At 70.7% G+C, this 20965-nt stretch carries 21 protein-coding genes; 12 read left to right on the top strand and 9 right to left on the bottom strand.

Annotation, left to right across the window (positions count from 1 at the left end):
* The 9 genes from BFF77_RS08895 to BFF77_RS08855 all read left to right on the top strand — a co-directional run.
* Positions 1-754: amidohydrolase (locus BFF77_RS08895; RefSeq protein ID WP_141698397.1), on the top strand; the 754-nt coding region annotated here is incomplete at its 5' end.
* Between the two features lie 161 nt (positions 755-915).
* Positions 916-1980: a BMP family lipoprotein gene (locus BFF77_RS08890; protein WP_066945980.1), complete on the top strand. Its 1065-nt coding sequence runs from the start codon at positions 916-918 to the stop codon at positions 1978-1980.
* A 304-nt stretch (positions 1981-2284) separates the two neighbouring features.
* Positions 2285-3847: an ABC transporter ATP-binding protein gene (locus BFF77_RS08885; RefSeq protein WP_066945977.1), complete on the top strand. Its 1563-nt coding sequence runs from the start codon at positions 2285-2287 to the stop codon at positions 3845-3847.
* Positions 3844-4980 (top strand): ABC transporter permease, encoded by a 1137-nt coding sequence (locus BFF77_RS08880; RefSeq protein WP_066945975.1) that lies wholly within the window; start codon positions 3844-3846, stop codon positions 4978-4980. The genes BFF77_RS08885 and BFF77_RS08880 overlap by 4 nt, the downstream gene beginning before the upstream one ends.
* Complete coding sequence (locus tag BFF77_RS08875; RefSeq protein WP_066945972.1) at positions 4977-6269, top strand: ABC transporter permease; 1293 nt, start codon at positions 4977-4979, stop codon at positions 6267-6269. Before BFF77_RS08880 ends, BFF77_RS08875 begins: the two co-directional genes overlap by 4 nt.
* A complete protein-coding gene (locus BFF77_RS08870; protein ID WP_066945969.1) occupies positions 6266-6673 on the top strand; it encodes a cytidine deaminase in 408 nt (135 codons plus the stop codon). The genes BFF77_RS08875 and BFF77_RS08870 overlap by 4 nt, the downstream gene beginning before the upstream one ends.
* A gap of 126 nt (positions 6674-6799) precedes the next feature.
* The gene (locus BFF77_RS08865) at positions 6800-8089 is read left to right on the top strand and encodes a thymidine phosphorylase (protein WP_066945966.1); all 1290 of its coding nucleotides are present in this window, start codon (positions 6800-6802) and stop codon (positions 8087-8089) included.
* Between the two features lie 132 nt (positions 8090-8221).
* Complete coding sequence (locus BFF77_RS08860; RefSeq protein WP_066945963.1) at positions 8222-8812, top strand: Uma2 family endonuclease; 591 nt, start codon at positions 8222-8224, stop codon at positions 8810-8812.
* A gap of 71 nt (positions 8813-8883) precedes the next feature.
* Entirely contained in the window at positions 8884-9225 is a 342-nt protein-coding gene (locus BFF77_RS08855) for an STAS domain-containing protein (protein WP_066945960.1), read from the top strand.
* Between the two features lie 46 nt (positions 9226-9271).
* On the opposite strand, the gene BFF77_RS08850 is transcribed toward BFF77_RS08855, so the two are convergent.
* The 3 genes from BFF77_RS08850 to BFF77_RS08840 all read right to left on the bottom strand — a co-directional run bounded on the left by BFF77_RS08850 (position 9272) and on the right by BFF77_RS08840 (position 12505).
* Entirely contained in the window at positions 9272-10288 is a 1017-nt protein-coding gene (locus BFF77_RS08850) for a sigma-70 family RNA polymerase sigma factor (RefSeq protein ID WP_066945957.1), read from the bottom strand.
* 97 nt (positions 10289-10385) lie between these two features.
* Positions 10386-11081 (bottom strand): L,D-transpeptidase family protein, encoded by a 696-nt coding sequence (locus BFF77_RS08845; RefSeq protein ID WP_066945954.1) that lies wholly within the window; start codon positions 11079-11081, stop codon positions 10386-10388.
* Positions 11082-11182: 101 nt separating this feature from the next.
* Positions 11183-12505, bottom strand: coding sequence for an MFS transporter (locus BFF77_RS08840; protein ID WP_066945951.1), 1323 nt, complete (start codon positions 12503-12505; stop codon positions 11183-11185).
* Between the two features lie 119 nt (positions 12506-12624).
* On the opposite strand from BFF77_RS08840, the gene BFF77_RS08835 reads away from it, so the two are divergent.
* Entirely contained in the window at positions 12625-13608 is a 984-nt protein-coding gene (locus BFF77_RS08835; protein ID WP_245703323.1) for a LysR family transcriptional regulator, read from the top strand.
* A 133-nt stretch (positions 13609-13741) separates the two neighbouring features.
* On the opposite strand, the gene BFF77_RS08830 is transcribed toward BFF77_RS08835, so the two are convergent.
* On the bottom strand, positions 13742-14422 hold the full coding sequence (locus tag BFF77_RS08830; RefSeq protein ID WP_066945948.1) for an alpha/beta hydrolase: 681 nt from the start codon (positions 14420-14422) through the stop codon (positions 13742-13744).
* 252 nt (positions 14423-14674) lie between these two features.
* Between BFF77_RS08830 and BFF77_RS08825 the strand changes: the two genes are divergently transcribed.
* Entirely contained in the window at positions 14675-15790 is a 1116-nt protein-coding gene (locus tag BFF77_RS08825; protein ID WP_066945945.1) for an adenosine deaminase, read from the top strand.
* Between the two features lie 187 nt (positions 15791-15977).
* Positions 15978-16361, top strand: coding sequence for a hypothetical protein (locus BFF77_RS08820; RefSeq protein WP_066945941.1), 384 nt, complete (start codon positions 15978-15980; stop codon positions 16359-16361).
* Positions 16362-16457: 96 nt separating this feature from the next.
* Here the strand turns inward: BFF77_RS08820 and BFF77_RS08815 are convergent, their stop codons facing one another.
* The 5 genes from BFF77_RS08815 to afsQ1 all read right to left on the bottom strand — a co-directional run bounded on the left by BFF77_RS08815 (position 16458) and on the right by afsQ1 (position 20630).
* Complete coding sequence (locus BFF77_RS08815; protein ID WP_066945939.1) at positions 16458-16658, bottom strand: PspC domain-containing protein; 201 nt, start codon at positions 16656-16658, stop codon at positions 16458-16460.
* A 91-nt stretch (positions 16659-16749) separates the two neighbouring features.
* Complete coding sequence (locus tag BFF77_RS08810) at positions 16750-17325, bottom strand: VanZ family protein (protein WP_066945936.1); 576 nt, start codon at positions 17323-17325, stop codon at positions 16750-16752.
* A 91-nt stretch (positions 17326-17416) separates the two neighbouring features.
* Positions 17417-18265, bottom strand: coding sequence for a hypothetical protein (locus BFF77_RS08805; protein ID WP_342671217.1), 849 nt, complete (start codon positions 18263-18265; stop codon positions 17417-17419).
* Positions 18262-20055 (bottom strand): ATP-binding protein, encoded by a 1794-nt coding sequence (locus BFF77_RS08800; RefSeq protein ID WP_425424359.1) that lies wholly within the window; start codon positions 20053-20055, stop codon positions 18262-18264. The genes BFF77_RS08805 and BFF77_RS08800 overlap by 4 nt, the downstream gene beginning before the upstream one ends.
* Positions 19953-20630: a two-component system response regulator AfsQ1 gene (gene afsQ1, locus BFF77_RS08795; RefSeq protein ID WP_079124961.1), complete on the bottom strand. Its 678-nt coding sequence runs from the start codon at positions 20628-20630 to the stop codon at positions 19953-19955. The genes BFF77_RS08800 and afsQ1 overlap by 103 nt, the downstream gene beginning before the upstream one ends.
* Positions 20631-20965 lie beyond the last annotated feature (335 nt).

Here is a 20965-nt window from a genome sequence, read left to right as displayed (position 1 = left end):
CGGCGGCGCCGCCGACGCCATCAAGGACGGCGCGCTGGACGGGGTCGGCAAGATCATCGCGGTGCACTGCGATCCCCGTGTCGACGCCGGGCTGATCGGGCTGCGCCACGGGCCCATCACCTCCGCCTGCGACCGGCTGGAGATCTCCCTCGACGGCCCCGGCGGCCACACCGCGCGCCCGCATCTCACCACCGACCTGGTCACGGCCGTGGCCAAGGTCGCCACCGAGGTCCCGGCCCTGCTGGCCCGCCGGGTCGACGCCCGCGCCGGGCTCGCCGTCACCTGGGGACGTATCGAGGCGGGCCACGCCTGCAACGTCATCCCGCAGCACGCCGAGCTCTCCGGCACCGTCCGCTGCCTGGACCTGCCCGCCTGGCGCGACGCCCCGGACCTGGTCCATGCCGCGATCGACGAGGTCGCCACGCTCCATCACGCCAAGTCACAGATCAACTACGTCCGCGGAGTGCCGCCGGTCGTCAACGACCCGGTCGTCACGGAGCTGCTGCGCGCCGCCCAGACCGCGCGCCGCGGTTCGTATGCGATCGAGGACACCGAGCAGAGCCTCGGCGGTGAGGACTTCTCCTGGTATCTGGAGCATGTGCCGGGCGCGATGGCCAGGCTCGGCGTCCGTACGCCGGGCAGCCAGGCCCGGTACGACCTGCATCGTGGTGATTTCGATGTGGACGAGCAGGCGATCGAGGTCGGTGTGGAGCTGTTCACGGCAGCCGCGTTGATCGACGGAAACCGTTTGTGAAACCATTTGTCATCGGCCGTGAACACCTGTCGTCACCTCCCGTTCGCGACGATCCGATAACAGCTTCCGTACAGGTCTTTATCTGACATCTACGCGCGTTACGATCGCCGCGAAACCAGCGCCGGAAGAGGCGCTTCGGTCAGGTTGAAGGGACCACCCTCTTGCGCCGGGTAACCAAGATTGCTGCGGCGGGCATCGCCTCCGCCGCGCTCGCTCTGACTGCCACCGCGTGTGGCAGCACTTCGGCCGACAAGGCCAAGGAAAACGCTCCGTCGAGCTCGGCCGCCGCCGCGGACGGCGTCAAGGTCGGTGTCGCCTACGACGTGGGCGGCCGCGGTGACCACTCCTTCAACGACTCCGCCGCGCGCGGTACGGACAAGGCCAAGGCGGAGTTCGGCGGTGAGGTCAAGGAACTGACCGCCAAGACCACCGACACCGAGGCCGACCGCGTCGAGCGCCTGACCCAGCTCGCCCAGGCCGGGTACAACCCGGTCGTCGGCATCGGCTACGCCTACTCCAACTCGATGAAGCAGGTGGCGGTCAAGTTCCCCGACACCACCTTCGGCATAGTCGACTCGGTCGTCGACGCGAAGAACGTCGACAACATCGTCTTCACCGAGGAGCAGGGCTCCTACCTCGCGGGTGTGGCCGCGGCGCTGAAGACGCAGAAGAAGCACGTCGGCTTCATCGGCGGTGTCGACGTACCGCTGATCAAGAAGTTCGAGGCGGGCTTCGTCCAGGGCGTCAAGGACACGGACAAGAGCCTGAAGGTCGACGTCCAGTACCTGTCGCACGGTTCGGACACCTCCGGCTTCGCCAGCCCCGACAAGGGCAAGGCCGCCGCCCAGGGCATGCTCGACAAGGGCGCGGACGTCATCTACTCGGCCGCCGGCTCCTCCGGTTCCGGTTCCATCGAGGCCGTCAACGGCGTCAAGGGCGCCTGGGCGATCGGCGTCGACTCCGACCAGTACAACCAGGCCTCGCTCGCCAAGTACAAGGACTCGATCCTGACCTCGGTCGTCAAGAACGTCGACGTCGGCGTCTACGACCTGATCAAGTCGGTCCACGAGAAGAAGCCGCTGCTGGGCACCAACAGCTACTCGCTGGCCAAGGACGGCGTCTCGCTCGCCACCAGCGGTGGTTTCATCGATGACATCCAGGCCAAGATCGACGAGGCCAAGCAGAAGATCATCGACGGCACCATCACCGTCAAGACCGCCCCGTGACCTACGGTGTGATCCCCACCGGCACGCGGCTCCCCGTCCTTTCGGGTCCCGCCGCCGGCTGAGCGTACGGGCCGGCCCTGTCGCCCGGCTGCCGCCTGCCGCGTCACGCCGGCCGGACCGGCGTCAGTCGGACGACAGGGCCCGGGGAGAGGCCTTCACCCCCTCTTCCCGGGCCCATAACGATGTGTCAACTCTACGCGCGTAGGCGGGAGTTGACGCGCTAGCGTCACCACGCCCCCCGCCCCAACGCTCCTTCCTCCGAGGAGAGTGCGCCATCAACGCGTCCAGCCCTCCCGCCGTCGAATTGCGCGGCATCACCAAACGCTTCCCCGGTGTCGTCGCCAACAGCGATATCGACATCACCGTGCGCAGAGGCACCGTGCACGCCCTCTGCGGCGAGAACGGCGCCGGCAAGTCGACGCTGATGAAGATCCTCTACGGGATGCAGAAGCCCGACGAGGGAACCATCACCGTCGACGGTGACCAGGTCACCTTCGGCAGCCCGGCGGACGCCATCGCTCGTGGCATCGGCATGGTGCACCAGCACTTCATGCTCGCCGACAACCTCACCGTCCTGGAGAACGTCGCCCTCGGCGGCGAGAAGCTCCACGGCATCGGCTCCCGCGCCCGCGCCAGGATCCGGGAGATCTCGGACGCCTACGGCCTCGGTGTACGGCCCGACGTCCTCGTCGAGGAACTCGGCGTCGCCGACCGCCAGCGCGTGGAGATCCTCAAGGTCCTCTACCGCGGCGCGCGCACCCTGATCCTCGACGAGCCCACCGCGGTGCTCGTCCCGCAGGAGGTCGAGGCGCTCTTCGACAATCTCCGCGAGCTCAAGTCCGAGGGCCTGACCGTCATCTTCATCTCCCACAAGCTGGGCGAGGTGCTGTCGGTCGCGGACGAGATCACCGTCATCCGCCGCGGTACGACCGTGGGCACCGCCGATCCGCGCTCCACCACCTCCCGGCAGCTCGCCGAGCTGATGGTCGGCAGTGAGCTGCCCTCGCCGGAGACCCGTGAGTCGACGGTCACCGACGTACCCGCCCTGACGGTCCGTGATCTGAGGCTGACCGCCACCGACACCGACGGTGTCGTACGGGACGTCCTCGCCGGGATCGACTTCACCATCCACCGCGGCGAGGTCCTGGGCATCGCCGGCGTGGAGGGCAACGGCCAGGCCGAACTGGTCGAGGCGATCATGGGCATGCGCGATCCCGACGGCGGAGTCATCACCCTCGACACCACCGACATCTCCCACGCGCCCACCCGCAGGCGGCGCGAGAGCGGTATCGGCTACATCCCCGAGGACCGCCACCGGCACGGACTGCTGCTGGAGGCGCCGCTCTGGGAGAACCGCATCCTCGGCCATGTCACCGAGCGCCCCAACTCCCGTGGCGGACTCATCGACGCCGGGGCCGCCCGTCTCGACACCGAGCGGATCGTGCGCGAGTACGACGTCCGCACCCCCGGGATCGACGTCACCGCGGGCTCCCTCTCCGGCGGCAACCAGCAGAAGCTGATCGTCGGCCGCGAGATGAGCCACACGCCCAAGCTGCTGATCGCCGCGCATCCCACCCGTGGGGTGGACGTCGGCGCCCAGGCGCAGATCTGGGACCAGATCAGGGAGGCACGCCGCGGCGGTCTCGCCGTTCTGCTGATCTCCGCCGACCTGGACGAGCTGATCGGCCTGTCCGACACCCTGCGGGTGATGTACCGGGGCCGGCTCGTCGCCGACGCCGATCCCGCCACGATCACCCCCGAGGAACTGGGCTCCGCGATGACGGGCGCCGTCACCGGCCATCTGGAGGGCCAGGACACGGCCGGGGTCCCGGCCACCGGAACCCGAGCTGGGGGAGAGGACCGATGAAGAAGCTCACCTCCCGGATCGACAGGGAGCGGCTGCTCCTCGCCGTCGCCGCCCCCGTACTGGCCGTGGTCGCCGCGCTGGTCGTCACCGCGCTGGTCATCGCCGTCACCGGCAAGAACCCCTTCGACGCGTTCAACGACATGCTGTCGTACGGCTCCGCCAGCGACAGCCAGGTCTACATCCTCAACAAGGCCACCACGTACTACCTCGCGGGCGTCGCGGTCGCCATCGGCTTCCGGATGAACCTGTTCAACATCGGGGTCGACGGCCAGTACCGCATCGCCGCGTTCTTCGCCGCGGTCGTCGGCGGCACCCTGGATCTGCCGGGCATCGTCCAGATCCCGGTGATCATCATCGTCGCGATGCTGGTCGGCGCCATGTGGGCCGGGATCGCCGGTGTCCTCAAGACCTCACGCGGAGTCAGCGAGGTCATCTCCACGATCATGCTGAACTCCATCGCCACCGCGATCATCGGCTATCTGATCCAGCCCGAGCGGCTCGGGCAGCTCGACGAGGCGGGCACGCTCGTCTCCACCAGGCCGCTGCCCGAGTCGTCGTGGTTCTTCACCATCGACATGGGCCCGGCCGGTCTTCTGTGGGGCTTCCTCGTCGTCGCCGTCCTGGCCGGCCTCGCCTACTGGTTCGTCCTCGGCCGCACCCGCTTCGGCTTCGACCTGCGGGCCGTCGGCCAGTCCGAGTCGGCCGCCGCCGCGAGCGGTGTCAGCGTCAAGCGGATGGTCGTCACCAGCATGATCCTCTCGGGCGGTATGGCCGGGCTGATCGGTATGCCGACGCTGCTCAACGAGAGCCACATGTACAGCAACGACTTCCCGCTGGGCATCGGCTTCACCGGTATCGCGATCGCGCTCCTCGGCCGCAACCACCCGATCGGCATCGCCCTCGCCGCACTGCTCTGGGGCTATCTGGAGCGCACCACCAACCACCTTGAGGTGATCGGCTACGACAAGGAGATCCTCGGCGTGCTCCAGGGCGTCATCGTCCTGTGCGTCGTGATCGCCTACGAACTCGTGCGCCGCTACGGCCTCCGGCGCCAGCAGCAGCGGGTCGGCGCCGAACTCGCCGCCCAGGCCGCCCAGCCCGCCAAGACCGAGAAGCTGGAGGTGGCGGGATGACTGCCACGACGACCGCCACTCCGCCTCCGGCCGCGCCGAAGGCTCCGGGCGCCCGGCCGCCCGTACGCCGCAGGCTCACCCTCGCGCGGGTGCTGCTGATCATCGCGGGCGCCCTGATCCTGCTGTCCGCCGTACGGGTGCTCACCGGCGCCGACCAGCTCACCTCCACGGGCCAGATCAGCGCGTCCCTCGGCCTCGCCGTGCCGATCGGTCTGGCCGGTCTGGCCGGTCTCTGGTCGGAGCGGGCCGGTGTGGTCAACATCGGTCTCGAAGGCATGATGATCCTCGGCACCTTCGGGGCCGGCTGGGTCGGCTGGCAGACCAATCCCTGGCTCGGACTGCTCGCCGGTGTCGCCTTCGGCGTTCTCGGCGGACTGCTGCACGCGGTGGTGACCGTCACCTTCGGTGTCGACCACATCGTCTCCGGTGTGGCCATCAACCTGCTGGCCCTCGGTGTCACGCAGTATCTCGCCAAGATCTTCTTCAACTCCGGCGAGGCGCTGACCAAGGGCGGCAATCCCAAGCAGTCGCCACCGGTCGACTCCATTCCGGATGTGACCGTCCCCGGGCTCTCCGACGGTCTCGGCTCCCTGGCGGACCACCACTGGTTCCTGGTCTCGGACCTCGCGGGCATCCTCGGCGGTCTGGTCACGCATGTCTCGGTGCTGACGGTCTTCGCCGCGGTGCTCTTCGTCGCCACCTGGTGGCTGCTGTGGCGGACGCCGTTCGGGCTGAGACTGCGCTCCTGCGGCGAGAACCCGATCGCGGCCGAGTCGCTGGGCGTCAACGTCTACTCGTACAAATACGCGGCCGTCGCCGTCTCCGGCGGTCTGGCCGGTCTCGGTGGTGCCTTCCTCGCGACCGTCCCGTCGCACATCTACCTGGAGGGCCAGACCGGCGGGCGCGGCTACATCGGTCTCGCCGCGATGATCTTCGGCAACTGGCGGCCGGGCGGGCTCGCCATGGGCGCGGGCCTGTTCGGCTTCTCCGACGCGCTCCAGCTCCGCAACGGCGGCGAGACCGTCCACGCGCTGCTGCTTCTGCTGGTCGTGCTGCTGGTGCTGCTCGCCGTGTGGAAGGCGTACCGGAAGGCGATGGTCCAGGCCGCCGCGAGCGCGGTGACCGCCGTACTCATCCTGGTCTGGTACCTGCTGACGGACACCGTGCCCGAGGACTTCGTCGGCGCCACGCCGTATGTCGTGACTCTTCTGGTGCTCTCCCTGTCGGCGCAGCGGCTGCGGATGCCGAAAGCTGATGGCATGCGCTATCGCAGAGGACAGGGCAAGTGACCACGGCCGCGCCGGGCGCGGACGTCGACTGGGAGACCCTGCGGGCCGCGGCCCGCGCGGCCATGGCCCACGCGTACGTTCCGTACTCCCGCTATCCGGTCGGCGCCGCCGCACTGGTGGACGACGGCCGTACGATCACCGGCTGCAACGTCGAGAACGCCTCCTACGGCCTCGCGCTGTGCGCGGAGTGCGGTCTGGTCTCCGCCCTCCAGCTCGGCGGCGGCGGCCGGCTCACCCACTTCACCTGTGTCGACGGCACGGGCGAGGTGCTGGTGCCGTGCGGACGGTGCCGGCAGTTGCTGTACGAGTTCGGCGGCCCGGAACTGGTCCTGGAGACGCCGGACGGAATCCGCACGCTCGACGAGATGCTCCCGCAGGCCTTCGGCCCGGGGCACCTCACCTGAGACCCGGCCCCGGCACCGCCGCGATCCGGCGGGCCGGGGCCGTACTGCCGTGTACGCCGTCGCACGGCCGGTGGACGACCTGTGTGACCGTGTGACCCGTATGACCCCGTGTACGAAAGGAACGCCATGGACGTCATCTCCGTCATCCGCGCCAAGCGGGATGGGGGCGAACTGAGCCCGGAGCAGATCGACTGGGTGATCGACGCCTATACGCGCGGTGAGGTCGCCGACGAGCAGATGTCGGCGCTGGCGATGGCGATCCTGCTCAACGGTATGAACCGCGCCGAGATCGCCCGCTGGACGGCCGCCATGATCGCCTCCGGTGAGCGCATGGACTTCTCCGCGCTCTCGCGGCCCACGGCCGACAAGCACTCCACCGGCGGAGTGGGCGACAAGATCACGCTGCCGCTGGCCCCGCTGGTGGCCGCCTGCGGCGCCGCCGTACCGCAGCTCAGCGGCCGTGGTCTCGGTCACACCGGCGGCACGCTCGACAAGCTGGAGTCCATCCCGGGCTGGCGCGCCCTGCTCTCCAACACCGAGATGCTGGACGTCCTGGAGAGCACCGGCGCGGTCATCTGCGCGGCGGGTGACGGTCTGGCCCCGGCGGACAGGAAGCTCTACGCGCTGCGCGATGTCACCGGCACCGTCGAGGCCATCCCGCTGATCGCCTCCTCGATCATGTCCAAGAAGATCGCGGAGGGTACGGGCTCGCTCGTCCTGGACGTCAAGGTCGGCTCCGGCGCCTTCATGAAGACCGTCGAGGACGCCCGTGAACTCGCCGCCACCATGGTGGGCCTGGGCACCGACCACGGCGTGCGGACCGTGGCGCTGCTCACCGACATGTCCACGCCGCTCGGTCTGACGGCGGGCAACGCCCTGGAGGTGCGGGAGTCGGTCGAGGTGCTCGCGGGCGGCGGCCCGGCCGATGTCGTGGAGCTGACTCTCGCCCTCGCGCGCGAGATGCTCGACGCGGCGGGCCTCAAGGACGCCGACCCGGCGAAGGCGCTGGCCGACGGCTCGGCGATGGACGTCTGGCGCCGGATGATCGCGGCCCAGGGCGGCGATCCGGACGCGGCGCTGCCCGTCGCCCGTGAGCGGCATGTGGTCACCGCTCCGTCGTCGGGCGTCCTCACCCGGCTCGACGCGTACGGCGTCGGCGTCGCCGCCTGGCGGCTCGGCGCTGGCCGCGCGCGCAAGGAGGACCCGGTCCAGGCGGGCGCGGGCGTCGAACTGCACGCCAGGCCCGGCGACGAGATCACGGCGGGCCGGCCGCTGCTGACGCTGCACACGGACACGCCGGAGAAGTTCGACTACGCGCTGGAGGCGCTGGAGGGCGCGTACGACCTCGCGCCGTCCGGCACCTCGTACCGGCCGACCCCGGTGGTGCTGGAGCGTATCTCCTACCCGGTCGGCTGATCCGGGCCGGTCCGGGGCCCGCGGCCGACCCCAGGGGACGTCAACGACCCGTCCGGGTGAACGGGACCGGTGGACCCCCACCGGCCCCGTCAGTCATGCTGGGATCGGTGACGTACCGATTGGAGACCGCCAATGAGCGCACTCACTGTCGACCCCCCGACGGCCCATGGCCACGAGTGGGACGACCTTGTCCGACTCTGGGAGGAGACGGACGCACCCGAGGGCAGCAAGGTGGAGATCATCGAGGGGATCGTCACCGTGTCGCCTTCGCCCGCGAACAAGCACAACAAGATTGCGGCCAAGGTGCAGCGAAGTCTGTACCGCGTACTGCCGGAGGACTGGAACGTTTGTCAGACGCTGGGAGTCGCCGTCCCTTCACGGCTGGGTCTGTACATTCCGGACCTCGTGGTGGTCGCTGACACCGCCCTGGACGAGCCCGGCAATTTCGTCCCCGCCACCGCGGCGGAACTGGTCGTCGAGATCACCTCGAAGTCCAACGCGAGCCATGACCGCATCACCAAGACCGCGAGCTATGCACAGGCGGGTATTCCGCTCTATCTGCTCATCGACGCCTGGGCCCCGGGCGGTCCGACGGTCACTCTTTACGGGGAGCCCACGGGCGATGTCTACAGAGTGCACCAGGCGGTGAAGTTCGGCGAGGACATCGTCCTGCCCGACCCCTTCGGGCTGACCATTGAAACGGCCGCCTTCCCGGTCGACTGACCGTCCCTGACCGACTGCGGACACCACGACCGCCCCGATGAGTTCCGGCCATCGGGGCGGTCTCATTGGGCGTGGACGCCACTGAACCGATCGTTCTCGTCATCGCGGGCCGGCTCACCTCGGCCGATGTGCCGCGCCTGTGCGAGGAGCTGACGGCACGTCTGTACGGCACGGGCGCGGCCGAGGTGATCTGTGACGTCGGCGGCCTCGGCCCGCCGGACCTCACGGCCGTCGACGCGCTGGCCAGACTCCATCTGACCGCCCGCCGTCAGGGCTGCCGCCTCCGCCTGCGCGCCGCCGACCGCGAACTGCGGCTGCTCCTCGACCTGGTGGGCCTCCTGGGCCTGGCGACGGGCGCTCTTCCCGGCCCGGTCCAGGAGCAGCCGGGGAGCGTCGACGGCGAGCACCGCTGAGAGGCATGTCCCGTCGTGCGCCCCCGGGGGCTCCTGGACCGGGGACTCAGACTTCCTGGCCGGACCTCGGGGGCTCGGACTTCGAGGCGCCCAGCCTCGGCGGCAGACCGAACAGCGGGAACCAGCGGGCCGTGTCCAGGAAGTTGTGGATGCCCGCGATCCTGCCGTCCTCGATCTCGATGATCTGGAGCGCCCAGGGCGTATGGCCGTCGCCGTCCTCGGCCGGGTGGTAGTGGGCGAACGCCGGAGTGCCGTTGGCCGCCGTCGGCACGAGCCGGGAACCACGGCAGACGGAGCCCACACCGAGCATCCAGCCCACGATGTTCTCGTGGCCCTGGAGCCACAGGTCGTACGGCGGCATGGAGAACTTGGCGTCGTCGTGGAGCAGCGCCGTCAGCGCCTCCATGTCATAGCCCTCGAAGGCCGCGACATACCGCTCCAGCAGCGCCTTCTGCTCGTCGTCCAGCGGATCGGCCGTATCGGTCTCGGCGGGCTCCGTCTCGGCGAGCGTCGCGCGGGCCCGCTGGAGCGCGCTGTTGACGGAGGCGACCGACGTGCCCAGCAGCTCGGCGACCTCGCTCGCCTTCCAGGCCAGCACCTCCCGCAGGATCAGCACGGCCCGCTGCTTGGGCGGAAGATGCTGGAGCGCGGCGACGAACGCCAGCCGGATCGTCTCCCGCGACACCGCCGTGTCCGCCGGATCCGCCACCGACGGCAGCACCCGCCCGTCCGGCACCGGCTCCAGCCAGGTGATCTCCGGACGGGCGTTGAGCTGCGCCTCCGCCACGGGCGTCGCGGCCGTGAGATCCATGGGCCGCGCCCTGCGGTTGCCCGCGTTGAGCATGTCCAGACAGACGTTCGTCGCGATGCGGTAGAGCCAGGACCGGAGCGAGGAGCGGCCCTCGAACTTCTCGAAGCCCCGCCACGCGCGCACCATCGTGTCCTGCACGGCGTCCTCCGCCTCGAAGGCCGAGCCCAGCATCCGGTAGCAGTAGCCGGTCAGCTCCGTCCGGTGCTTCTCCAGCCGTGCGTCAAGGTCCTGTGCCGAAACAAGATCACTCATAGGTCACCCCAGTCGCCCCCTTGGAACCAGTCCCCCGGAAGCTACCGCACGGCACTGACAACGGGGCCCGGGTTCCGGCGACCCGGGTTTTCCCGGCTCAGGTTCCGGGCTTGCGCCCGTAGACGTAGACGTCGTCACCGTTCTTCAGGAGGGACCAGTACTTACTGGCGGCGGCCTTCGTCATGTTCACGCAGCCGTGCGAACCCGGCGGGTTCCACATGCTGACACCGACCGAGTGGAAGGCCTGGCCGCCGTCGAAGAACTGGCTGTACGGCATGGGCACGTCGTAGATCGAGGAGACGTGGTTCTTGTTCCGCCAGTAGATCTTCTTGAGCCCGGTCCTGGTCTCGTAGCCGTTGCGCCCGGTACGCACCGGCACCGGCCCGTACACCAGCTTCTTGCCGTCCTGGACCCAGCTCAACTGCCGGGTGAGGTCGACACAGGCGATACGGCCCTTGTTGACCGGGCACTTGCCGGCCTTGTTCGGCGTCCTGCCCGCGGCCTTCTGCTTGTTCATCAGGTCCATCACGCCCCAGGTGACGGGTCCCGCGTAACCGATGGTCGGCGTGATGCCGTGCTTCGACTGGAAGGCGCGGATGGCCTTGCAGTCGGCCGCCGACTGCTTGCCGTCCACGGGCCGCCCCAGGAACTTCTCGACCTGCTTCTGATACGGGCCCTTGCTGGTCGTACAGGAAGCCGCCTGCGCGGTCCCGGCACCCAGCCCCACGGCCAACGGGACCACCAGCGCGGCGACCCCGGCCGCCACGGCCCCGGTACGGCGTATCTGCCCCATCTCTTCCTCCCCCTTCGGTACACATCACCCGTGTGGCGTACTCGGGGTGGTAGACGGGCGAGGAGGGCGTGGAGTTGCACGGACGGGACGGGAGATTTCCCTCAGCCGCGGGAGGTTTGGACGCCGGCGGCGCCGGCCGGGGCGGCCGTCCGCCAGCGTTCGGCGCGGGCGCGGTGTGTGCCGTACAGGGTGACCGAGACGACGCCGAACACCGCCGCCAGGCCCAGGAGTACGGTCGCCGGCCAGCCGCCCGCGTGGAACGCGACGGCGCCCAGCGTTCCGCCGGCGCTGCTGCCCACGTAGTACGCCGACTGGTAGAGCGCCGAGGCCTGGGCGCGGCCCGTCCCGGCCGAGCGGCTCACCGCGGACGCGGCGACCGCGTGGCCCGCGAAGAAGCCCGCCGTGATCAGCACCAGACCGAGCAGCACCGCGGCCAGTGTGTCCGCCAGCGAGAGCAGCAGACCCGCCGTCGTCGTCCCCACCGCCAGATACAGCGCGCCGCGCCGGCCCAGCCGTCCGACCAGCCGCCCGGCCGCCGCCGAGGAGACCGTACCGACCAGATAGACCAGGAAGACGGAGCCGATGACGCCCTGCGGGAGATGGAACGGCGCTCCCGCCAGCCGGTAGCCGATCACGGTGTAGACCGCGCCGAACACCGTCATGAAGAGCGCGCCGATCGCGTACAGCCTGCGCAGCAGCGGATCGGCGAGATGCCCGCCGACCGTCCGCGCCAGCGACCGCGCGCTCAGCGAACGCGGTGTGAAGTTCCGTGCCGTGGGCAGCAGTACGCGGAAGACCACCGCGCACACCACCGCCAGCAGCCCGACCGCGCCGAGCGCCGCGCGCCAGCCCCAGAGCTGCGCGACCCAGCCGGTGAGGATACGGCCGCTCATCCCGCCCACGCTGTTGCCCGCGACGAACAGACCGATCGCGCCGATCAGCGCCTTGGGCCGTACCTCCTCGGCGAGGAACGCCATCGCCGACGCCGGCAGCCCGGCGAGCGCCGCGCCCTGGACGGCGCGCAGCGCCACCAGCCACTCCAGGTTCGGCGCGAACGGCACCAGCAGTCCGACCACGACGGCGACCGCCAGTGAGACGGTCATCAGCGTGCGCCGCCCGAAGCGCTCGGACAGCGCGCTCAGCGGCAGTACGAAGAGCGCCAGCGCGCCCGTGGCCGCCGAGACCGTCCAGCTCGCCCGGCCCGCCGTCGCACCGAGACCGGTGGAGATGGCGGGCAGCAGGGCCTGGGTGGAGAAGAGGAGGGCGAAGGTGGCGACTCCGGCGGCGAAGAGCGCGAGGCTCGTCCGGCGGTAGCCGGGACGGCCGGGGCCGAGGAGCGCGGCGGAGGCTTCGGGATCGGCGGCGGTGGACGGCGCGGAGGAGGCACCCACGGTGGTGGGCGCCCCGGTACTGACGGAAGGCATGTCTCGAACGTAAGGACGGCGGCTTCATGCGTCCAATGCATGGATTGGCGATAATCGTTCCCATGACGCATGAGCAGAGGTCACAGAAGCGCGTGTCATGGAACAGTTACGAAGAAGACATGGCGGCGACGCTTGGTGCGGCGGGCGCGGCGAGTGTGTCCGGTGCGGTCGGCCCGTCCGGTGCGGCCGAGCTGGACCCCGGGTCCTGGCCGGCTCTTCTGGCGCCGCGCCTCGCGTACTTCGCCGGTGTGGCCCGTCATGAGCATGTGACCCGCGCTGCGCAGGACATGGGCGTACCGCAGTCCACGCTCTCGCGGGCGATGGTCCGGCTCGAACAGGACCTGGACATCGCGCTGTTCGCCCGCAGGGGCCGTACGGTCGCGCTCACCCCGGCGGGCCGTACCTTCCTCGCCTCGGTCGAGCGGGCCCTCGCGGAGGTGGCGCGCGCGGCCGAGTCCGTACGGGCCGACGCGGACCCGGAGTCCGGCAAGGTGGCCTTCGGCTTTCTGCACACCATGGGGTCCGAGACCGTGCCGGAACTCATCCGGGCCTTCCGCGCCGACCACCCGCGGGTGCGGTTCCAGCTCGTCCAGAACTACGGCGAGGCGATGCTGGAGCGCATGCGCGCGGGCGAACTGGACCTCTGCCTCACCTCGCCGGTGCCGGACGCGCCGGATCTGGTGGCCCGCCGGGTCGACGAGCAGCGGCTGCGGCTGGTCGTCCCCGACGACCACCGGCTCGCCGGGCGCCGGCGGATCCGGCTCGCCGAGGCGGCGGACGAGACGTTCGTCACGCTGGAGCCGGGGTACGGGCTGCGCCGTATCACCGACGCCCTCTGCGCCGAGGCGGGCTTCCGGCCGCGTGTGGCCTTCGAGGGCGAGGAGGCGGAGACGCTGCGCGGTCTGGTCGCGGCGGGTCTGGGCGTGGCGCTGCTGCCTCCACCGGCCGTGGCCCGCCCGGGAGTGGTCGAACTGACGGTCACGGCGCCGCGCGCGGTACGTGAGATCGGGCTGGCCTGGCTCGACGGCCACCCGGACACGCCACCGGTGGCGGCCTTCAAACGCTTCCTGCTCTCCCGCAGAGGCCAACTGCTCCCGAACTGACGCGACCTGGGAAGCGGCCGGCTTCGGCCGCTCGCCCCCCGGCCCAACACCCCTGCGGTGTGTGCGCAGTCGCGACCGTCGAGCCGCCCGCCCGCCGACCGCAGTCCGCCCGCCCGCTCGACCCCGCCCGCCTCTACCGCCGCAGTAACCTCGCGAATCCCGCCGCCAACGGCATACGCAGCCCCAGCGGCGGCGGCGCCGCCAGGGCGTCCGCGACCGGGCGGGAGTAGGCACGGGAGAGCAGCGCGCCCAGGACGAAGTCCGTGGCCAGGGCCAGGACTTCCTCGTGGTGCTGGCGCAGCGCGTGCCCGTCGGAGTGCACCTCGAAGCGGCAGATGTCGCGGCTGATCTTCTTGGCCCGTTCGGCCAGCCGGTAGGAGAGTTCCGGATCGCTGCGTTCGTCATTGGTGCCGTGCATGATCAGCACATGCCGGCCCGTGAGCTGCGCCACCGACTCCGGCTCCACCGCCCTGTCCTCCTCCGGCAGCCAAGGAGCCATCGCCAGCACGGAGTTGACCGCGGAGTGTCCCGCCGCCCGGAGCGCGGCCCGGCCGCCCATCCCGTGTCCGGCCAGACACACCGGTACGTCGCCGTACCGCCGTACGACCTCCTCCGTCGCCCACTCGGCGTCCGCCGCGAGCCGCGCGTCCGTGCCGTTCCAGCCGCGTCCGCGGTAGTGCACCACATGGACGACCAGCCCTTCCGCCGCGCCCGATCTCGCCAACGCCCGTGCCAGCGGCAGCACTCGGGCGTACGCGACGGGCGAGGGACGGCGGTCGGACACCGGCTCGCCGGTGGGAAGCACCAGGATCACGCCCCCCGTGGCCGCTCCCGCGGGAAGTGCGGCGAACGCCCGTCCCAACCGTGCCCGTGGCGCCGCGCGACGCGCGCGCGGCGAACCGTCCCGGCCTGCCGTACGTCCCCCCGGCCCGGGAACTGCGTTCTGTCCCATAGCAGAACAGTCTCAGAAGGACGGGTGTACTCCACCCGTACGCCCGGTCACTGTTACATATCGACAGCGATACAGGTGGCCGTGATCTACGCGCGTAGGCGTTAGAGTGCGCAGATGACGAGCCAGACCTACCGTCCACCCACCGCCGACCAGATCCGCCGCGCGCCCAAGGCCCTCCTCCACGACCATCTGGACGGCGGACTGCGCCCCGGCACGATCATCGAACTCGCCGATCAGATCGGCTACGAGAACCTGCCCGAACGCGAGACCGACAAACTCGGGGTCTGGTTCCGCGAGGCCGCCGACTCCGGTTCGCTGGAGCGCTATCTGGAGACCTTCGCGCACACCTGCGCCGTCATGCAGACCCGCGACGGGCTCTTCCGTGTCGCCGCCGAGTGCGCCGAGGACCTCGCCGAGGACGGTGTCGTCTACGCCGAGGTGCGGTACGCGCCCGAGCAGCACCTGGAGAGCGGGCTCACCCTCGAAGAGGTCGTCGAGGCCGTCAACGAGGGCTTCCGCGAGGGCGAGCGGCGTGCCCACGCGAACGGCCACCGCATCCGGGTCGGCGCCCTGCTCACCGCGATGCGGCACGCGGCCCGCGCCCTGGAGATCGCCGAACTCGCCAACCGCTACCGGGACTCGGGCGTGGTCGGCTTCGACATCGCGGGCGCGGAGGCCGGTTATCCTCCCACCCGCCATCTCGACGCCTTCGAGTATCTGAAGCGCGAGAACAACCACTTCACCATCCACGCGGGCGAGGCCTTCGGGCTGCCCTCGATCTGGCAGGCGCTCCAGTGGTGCGGCGCCGACCGGCTCGGCCACGGGGTGCGCATCATCGACGACATCGAGGTCGCCGAGGACGGCTCGGTGGCGCTCGGCCGGCTCGCCGCGTACGTACGGGACAAGCGCATCCCGCTGGAACTCTGCCCCAGCTCCAACCTCCAGACGGGCGCGGCGGCCTCGTACGCCGAGCACCCCATCGGGCTGCTCCGCAGACTGCACTTCCGGGCCACGGTCAACACCGACAACCGGCTGATGAGCGGTACGAGCATGAGCCGGGAATTCGAGCTGCTGGTCGACACGTTCGACTACACGCTCGACGACATGCAGTGGTTCACGGTCAATGCGATGAAATCAGCATTCATTCCTTTCGATGAACGACTCGCGATGATCAATGACGTGATCAAGCCCGGATATGCCGAGCTGAAGTCCGAATGGCTGTTCAAGTAGAAAGCTCTGACCAGCTCTTATGTGATGTGGGCAGGAAGACCGGCATTCCGGGGAGCGGTCGGGAACGCGTAATCCCGGCCGCTTCCCGGTGTTTGCGGGAGATGTACGGGACTGGCTAACTTGCAGAGCCGCTCGTATTCCCTTCCGGAAGTTCCGAAGCTCTCCCTCCCCAAGGACGAAATCCCAGATGAAGCAGTCCGCCGTCAAGACTCTCGGTGTCGCCGCCCTCGGCGCCGCCTTCGCCGCCACCGCCGCGGGCACCGCCGGTGCCGCGCCCATGCCCGTGGGCACCGGCGCGCTCGTCGGCGCCGGCGCGGTCTCCGCGCTGGACACCGTCGGAAACGCCGCCGAGCAGCTCCCGCTGGAGGAGGTCGCCGAGCAGCTTCCCGCGCCCGCCTCCGATGTCGTGGAGGGCAGCCGGCTCGCGCTCGGCACCGTGCGGATGGTCACGCCGTACGTCTTCGGTGCCGCGCAGACCGCCAACCCGGTCAAGGGACTGCTCGGCGGACTGCCGGTGAACGGTCTGGCCCAGGGCGGGCTTCCGGTCAACGGGATCCCGATCGGCGGCTGAGCCCCCGCTCACCGGCCGTCCGGGACCACAGCGGTGGGGCGCACACCCGCATCCGGGTGTGCGCCCCACCGTCGTACGCGGACCACGTACGGCCCTCTACCAGGCGGTCGTGGCGGTCCTCTCGCCCGGCAGCAGCGCCCACAGCGCCAGATAGAGCAGGAACTGCGGCCCCGGCAGCAGACACGAGACCAGGAAGATCACGCGAACCGTGTTCGCGGAGGTGCCGAAGCGCCGTGCCAGCGCCGCGCACACTCCGCCGATCATCCGTCCGTCACGGGGGCGGATCAATGCGGCCATGGTGGGCTCCTTCGAGACCTTGGGGGAGCCTCTGCTCGGTGGGCTCCCGTTGTTTCCATGGTGCGCGCGGAGCCAGGACCCGGGCGTCGCTCTACGGTGCGATGCCGACCCTGGGAATCGTCGGGGTCGGCCCCTGAGAGGTCTCGTCCCGGTGGAGGGCCCCCTTCTCGTCCCCGGGGCGGTGAGCGCGGCGCGGCGCACGGGATCCGCGCCCGCGCCGCAGCCGTGCCCGGCCCGCGGGCACCAGCAGCAGATGGGCCAGCGCCACCCCGGCCGTGTTGAGCAGCAGCGAGTCCACGTCGACCACCCGGCCGGGGACTCCGGTCTGCAACAGCTCGATGCCCAGCGAGATCAGCGCGCCCGCCGTGACCGTACGGGCCATGGAGGCCCAGCCGGAGACGGCGATCCTGCCGCCCGCCACCGGCAGCAGCACCCCGAGCGGTGCCAGCAGGAGCAGTCCCTCGGCGATCCGGCGCGTTCCCGCGACAGCACCGAGCGCCAGATCCGCCTTGATGCCCGCGAACGGTGTCAGGTTGGCCGCGTGCACCCACGGAACGTCCAGTGGGCGGAGCGTCAGCCACCCCACCACCGCGAGATGCAGGAGGAGGAGTACGAGCCCCGCCGTACGGAAGCGGATGACGGCGCTGCCGCCCGGACCTTGACGCACGTACCCAAGGACGCGCGGGCCGGCGGAATCGGTTCCGCCGCCCGGCCGGGAACGCCGCCATGAGACGGGCATCACGCCCCCACGGCGGATGTCACGGCACCGGGACGGAAGCCGGTTCCGAAGCGGAACCGGACGCCGACGCGGAAGCGGAAGCGGAGTCGGACGGCCGGGGCGCGAGTGTGGGAATCGCCGTGTCCGGGTTGCTCTTCGTCCTCGGGGCGCAGCCGTAGCCGCGAGGCGGATAGTCGCCGGGACCGCCCAGGATCACCGTGCCGTCCGTGACCTCGCTCTCCGCGAGGGTGCAGACGATCTGGGCGAGCGCGGTCGCGGGCAGGTCCTCGGGCTGGCGGCTGAGCCGCAGCGTGCCCGCCGGGTCGCCCTCGCGGGGCGGGGAGAGGATCAGCGGACTGCGTACGTACGTGGTGAAGCCCGCGTCCCGTTCGCTCGTGGACGGCTGTGCCTGGAGCTCGTCCAGCAGGCTCTGCGCGATCGTCACCCGGCCGTCGACCGACGCGCCCCGGGCGATCGGCGCCGCGCGCTCCACCGACGCGAGGCCGGACGCGCAGGCCAGATAGATCCGCACCGGCACACCGGGCCGCGACTGGGTGATCACGCTCTCGCCCGCGACCCGGCACGGCATCCGTGAGGGCGCGGGTCCCGCGTCCACCGGCACCGAGGTGGTCCTGATCCCGCACCCGGCGACCAGCGCGGCCAGCGCCACGGCGAACACCCCCGCGACACCCGCCCGCCGCACCCGGTTCCCGGCCCGACCGAGGCGCGCACCGACCTGGGCCGTACCCACCCCGGCCGTACCCACCCCGGCCGTACCCTCACCGGCCGTGCCCGCGTCGGCCGCACCGACCCCGGCCGTACCCTCACCGGCCGGGACGACACGGGCCGTGCCCGTACCGCCCCGCGGCGGTCCGTTCCTCGGCGTCACCGCGCGTCGCCCTCCTCTTCCGGTCCCGCTTCGCCGTCCGTCGCCGACGACTCCGGCTCCGGCTCCGCGCCGTTCCTCGGCAGCCGCAGGACGAACATCGCGCCGCCGTCCGGCACATTCGCCGCGGTGATGTCACCGCCGTGGATATGGGCGTTCTCCATCGCGATCGACAGCCCCAGACCGCTGCCCTCCGAGCGGGGCCGGGACGCGCTCGCCTTGTAGAAGCGGTCGAAGACATGCGGCAGGACGTCCTCGGGGATACCGGGCCCGTGGTCCCGTACCTCGATGACGAGCGAGCCGCCCTCCGTGCGCACCGCCACCCGGACCGGCGAGCCGCCGTGCTTGAGCGCGTTGCCGATCAGATTGGCCATGATCACGTCGAGCCTGCGCGGATCGAGCCGCGCCATGATGCCGCGCTCCGCGTCCAGCTCCACCGCGTCCAGCCAGGCCCGCGCGTCGATACAGGCGGTGACCTGGTCCGCGACATCGACATCGTCCAGGACGAGCCGGGCCGTACCCGCGTCAAAGCGGGTGACCTCCATCAGATTCTCCACCAGGACATTGAGCCGCCGGGTCTCGCTCACCACCAGTGTCACGGCGGGGGCGATCATGGGGTCGAGACTGTCGGCCTCCTCCTCCAGCACCTCCGTCACGGCGGTCAGCGCGGTCAGCGGCGTACGCAGCTCATGGGACATGTCGGCGACGAAACGGCGGCTGGACTCCTCCCGCGCGCTCATGTCGGCGACCTTCTTCTGCAACGACTCGGCGGCCTTGTTGAACGTACGCGAGAGATCGGCCAGCTCATCCGTGCCCGTCACCCGCAGCCGGGTCCCGAACCTGCCCTCACCGAGCTGCCGCGCCGCCTCGCCCAGCCGCTGCACGGGCTTGAGCACGGTCGTGGCCGCGGCCTGCGCCAGCAGCGCGGACCCGACGAGCGCGAGGGCCGTCGCGATCCCCAGCGACCAGGCGAGCGAGTTGAGATCCGCGCGCTCCTGGTCCAGGGACTTGAGGAGATAGCCGGTCGGACCGCCGCCGATGATCCGGGTGCCGCCGACCAGATAGGGCGTGCCGCCCAGCTCGGTGCGCAGCCAGAAGACGTGGTACGGGTAGGCGTTGCCGGAGGTGACCTTCTGCTTGCCGTTCACGGCCTGCTGGAGCGACTCCGGTACGTCGTCCAGCGTGAAGGTGTCGCGGTCGGAGGCGCCGACGACCGGCTTGCCCTCGGCGCGCTCGCCTATCAGCAGCACGCTGTAGCCGGCGCTGCCGTCCGCCATCTGCTCGGCGGTGCTCTGGAGCTCGCTCTGGCTCGGCCACAGCGGCAGCTCCGCCGCCCTGTTCTGCATCTTCTGCTGGAAGTCGTTGAGCGCCGAGTCCTGGGTGCGGGTCAGCACGGCCTCGCGGTTGAGCCAGTACGCGATCCCGGACGCGGAGACCGCCGCGGTCAGGGCCACCGCGCCGAAGACGACCACGAGCCGCAGCCGCAGACTGGTCCAGCGGAGCCCGGCCAGGATCGCCTTCTTCGTGGCGCTGCCCTTCTCCGCCGCGCTGCGCCGCTTGGCACCGGCGCCCGCGCCCGTACCGGCGCCCGCGCCCGGCTCCGCGCCCGTACCGGCGCCCGTGCCGTTCTCCGGCGGGCCGTGCGAGCCGTGCGGGCCGCGGTCCGGCCCGTCCACCGTGTGCGCCTCGCTCACGAAGGCGCGTCCAGCCGGTATCCCACGCCGCGCACCGTACGGATCAAGGTCGGCGAGGACGGTACGTCCTCCACCTTCGCGCGCAGCCGCTGCACACACGCGTCCACCAGCCGCGAGTCGCCCAGATAGTCGTGCTCCCACACCAGCCGGAGGAGCTGCTGGCGCGAGAGCGCCTGGCCGGGACGGCGGCTCAGCTCCAGCAGCAGCCGCAGCTCGGTCGGCGTGAGCTGGAGGTCCTCGCCGTTCTTGGTGACGGTCATCGCGGACCGGTCGATCACCAGACCGCCGAAGGTCGCGGAATCGGTGGACTCCCGCTCGCCGCGCCGCAGCACCGCGCGGATCCGCGCGTCCAGCACCCGGCCCTGCACCGGCTTGACCACATAGTCGTCGGCACCGGACTCCAGGCCGACCACCACATCGATGTCGTCGCTGCGCGCGGTCAGCAGAATGATCGGCAGCTGGTCGGTGCGCCTGATGCGCCGGCACACCTCGAAGCCGTCGATCCCGGGCAGCATCACATCCAGCACGATCAGATCCGGCCGCTGCTCCCGCAGCAGTTTCAGGCCGTCCTCTCCCGTCGCCGCGGTGGCCACACGGTGGCCCTGGCGGGACAGGGAGAGTTCGAGGGCCGTGCGGATGGCGTCGTCGTCCTCGATCAGCAACAGGAAAGGCACGGAGGCCATTCTGTCCCATGGGGGGACCACAGTTCGACAGTTGGAGCGGCCCCATACCCGCCGCCCGGTCCGCGCAAGGTACGCCGCCCCCTGTGACAGGCCTGTGACAGTCGGCGGACAGCGCCATGAAACTGCCCCGGCAAGCTCTTGGGCACAGGGAACGAAGCAACTCCAAACGACGGGGGGCGCGGGATGAACGCACTGCACGGCACGGCCTCGAACGCGGTGGTCACGCGTCTTCACGACGTCACGAGGAGCGATGTCACCAGGAGTGGCGAGAAGTCCGGCGCCGTGAACGGGCGGGGGTGCGTTCGCGGCGCCGGACTTCTCGCCAC

This window comes from Streptomyces lushanensis (assembly GCF_001700515.1).
Lineage (GTDB): Bacteria > Actinomycetota > Actinomycetes > Streptomycetales > Streptomycetaceae > Streptomyces > Streptomyces lushanensis.
Note: the sequence above shows the minus strand (reverse complement) of the source record. Positions and strands in the feature narration are given on the sequence as shown.

Excerpts from the sequence above, each read along its gene's own strand:
- BFF77_RS08820 (WP_066945941.1), top strand. The coding sequence starts at position 15,978 with ATGAAGCAGTCCGCCGTCAAGACTCTCGGTGTCGCCGCCCTCGGCGCC.
- BFF77_RS08865 (WP_066945966.1), top strand. The coding sequence starts at position 6,800 with ATGGACGTCATCTCCGTCATCCGCGCCAAGCGGGATGGGGGCGAACTG.
- BFF77_RS08840 (WP_066945951.1), bottom strand. The coding sequence starts at position 12,505 with ATGCCTTCCGTCAGTACCGGGGCGCCCACCACCGTGGGTGCCTCCTCC.
- BFF77_RS08875 (WP_066945972.1), top strand. The coding sequence starts at position 4,977 with ATGACTGCCACGACGACCGCCACTCCGCCTCCGGCCGCGCCGAAGGCT.
- BFF77_RS08815 (WP_066945939.1), bottom strand. The coding sequence starts at position 16,658 with ATGGCCGCATTGATCCGCCCCCGTGACGGACGGATGATCGGCGGAGTG.
- BFF77_RS08880 (WP_066945975.1), top strand. The coding sequence starts at position 3,844 with ATGAAGAAGCTCACCTCCCGGATCGACAGGGAGCGGCTGCTCCTCGCC.
- BFF77_RS08860 (WP_066945963.1), top strand. The coding sequence starts at position 8,222 with ATGAGCGCACTCACTGTCGACCCCCCGACGGCCCATGGCCACGAGTGG.
- BFF77_RS08825 (WP_066945945.1), top strand. The coding sequence starts at position 14,675 with ATGACGAGCCAGACCTACCGTCCACCCACCGCCGACCAGATCCGCCGC.
- BFF77_RS08850 (WP_066945957.1), bottom strand. The coding sequence starts at position 10,288 with ATGAGTGATCTTGTTTCGGCACAGGACCTTGACGCACGGCTGGAGAAG.
- BFF77_RS08845 (WP_066945954.1), bottom strand. The coding sequence starts at position 11,081 with ATGGGGCAGATACGCCGTACCGGGGCCGTGGCGGCCGGGGTCGCCGCG.
- BFF77_RS08835 (WP_245703323.1), top strand. The coding sequence starts at position 12,625 with ATGGCGGCGACGCTTGGTGCGGCGGGCGCGGCGAGTGTGTCCGGTGCG.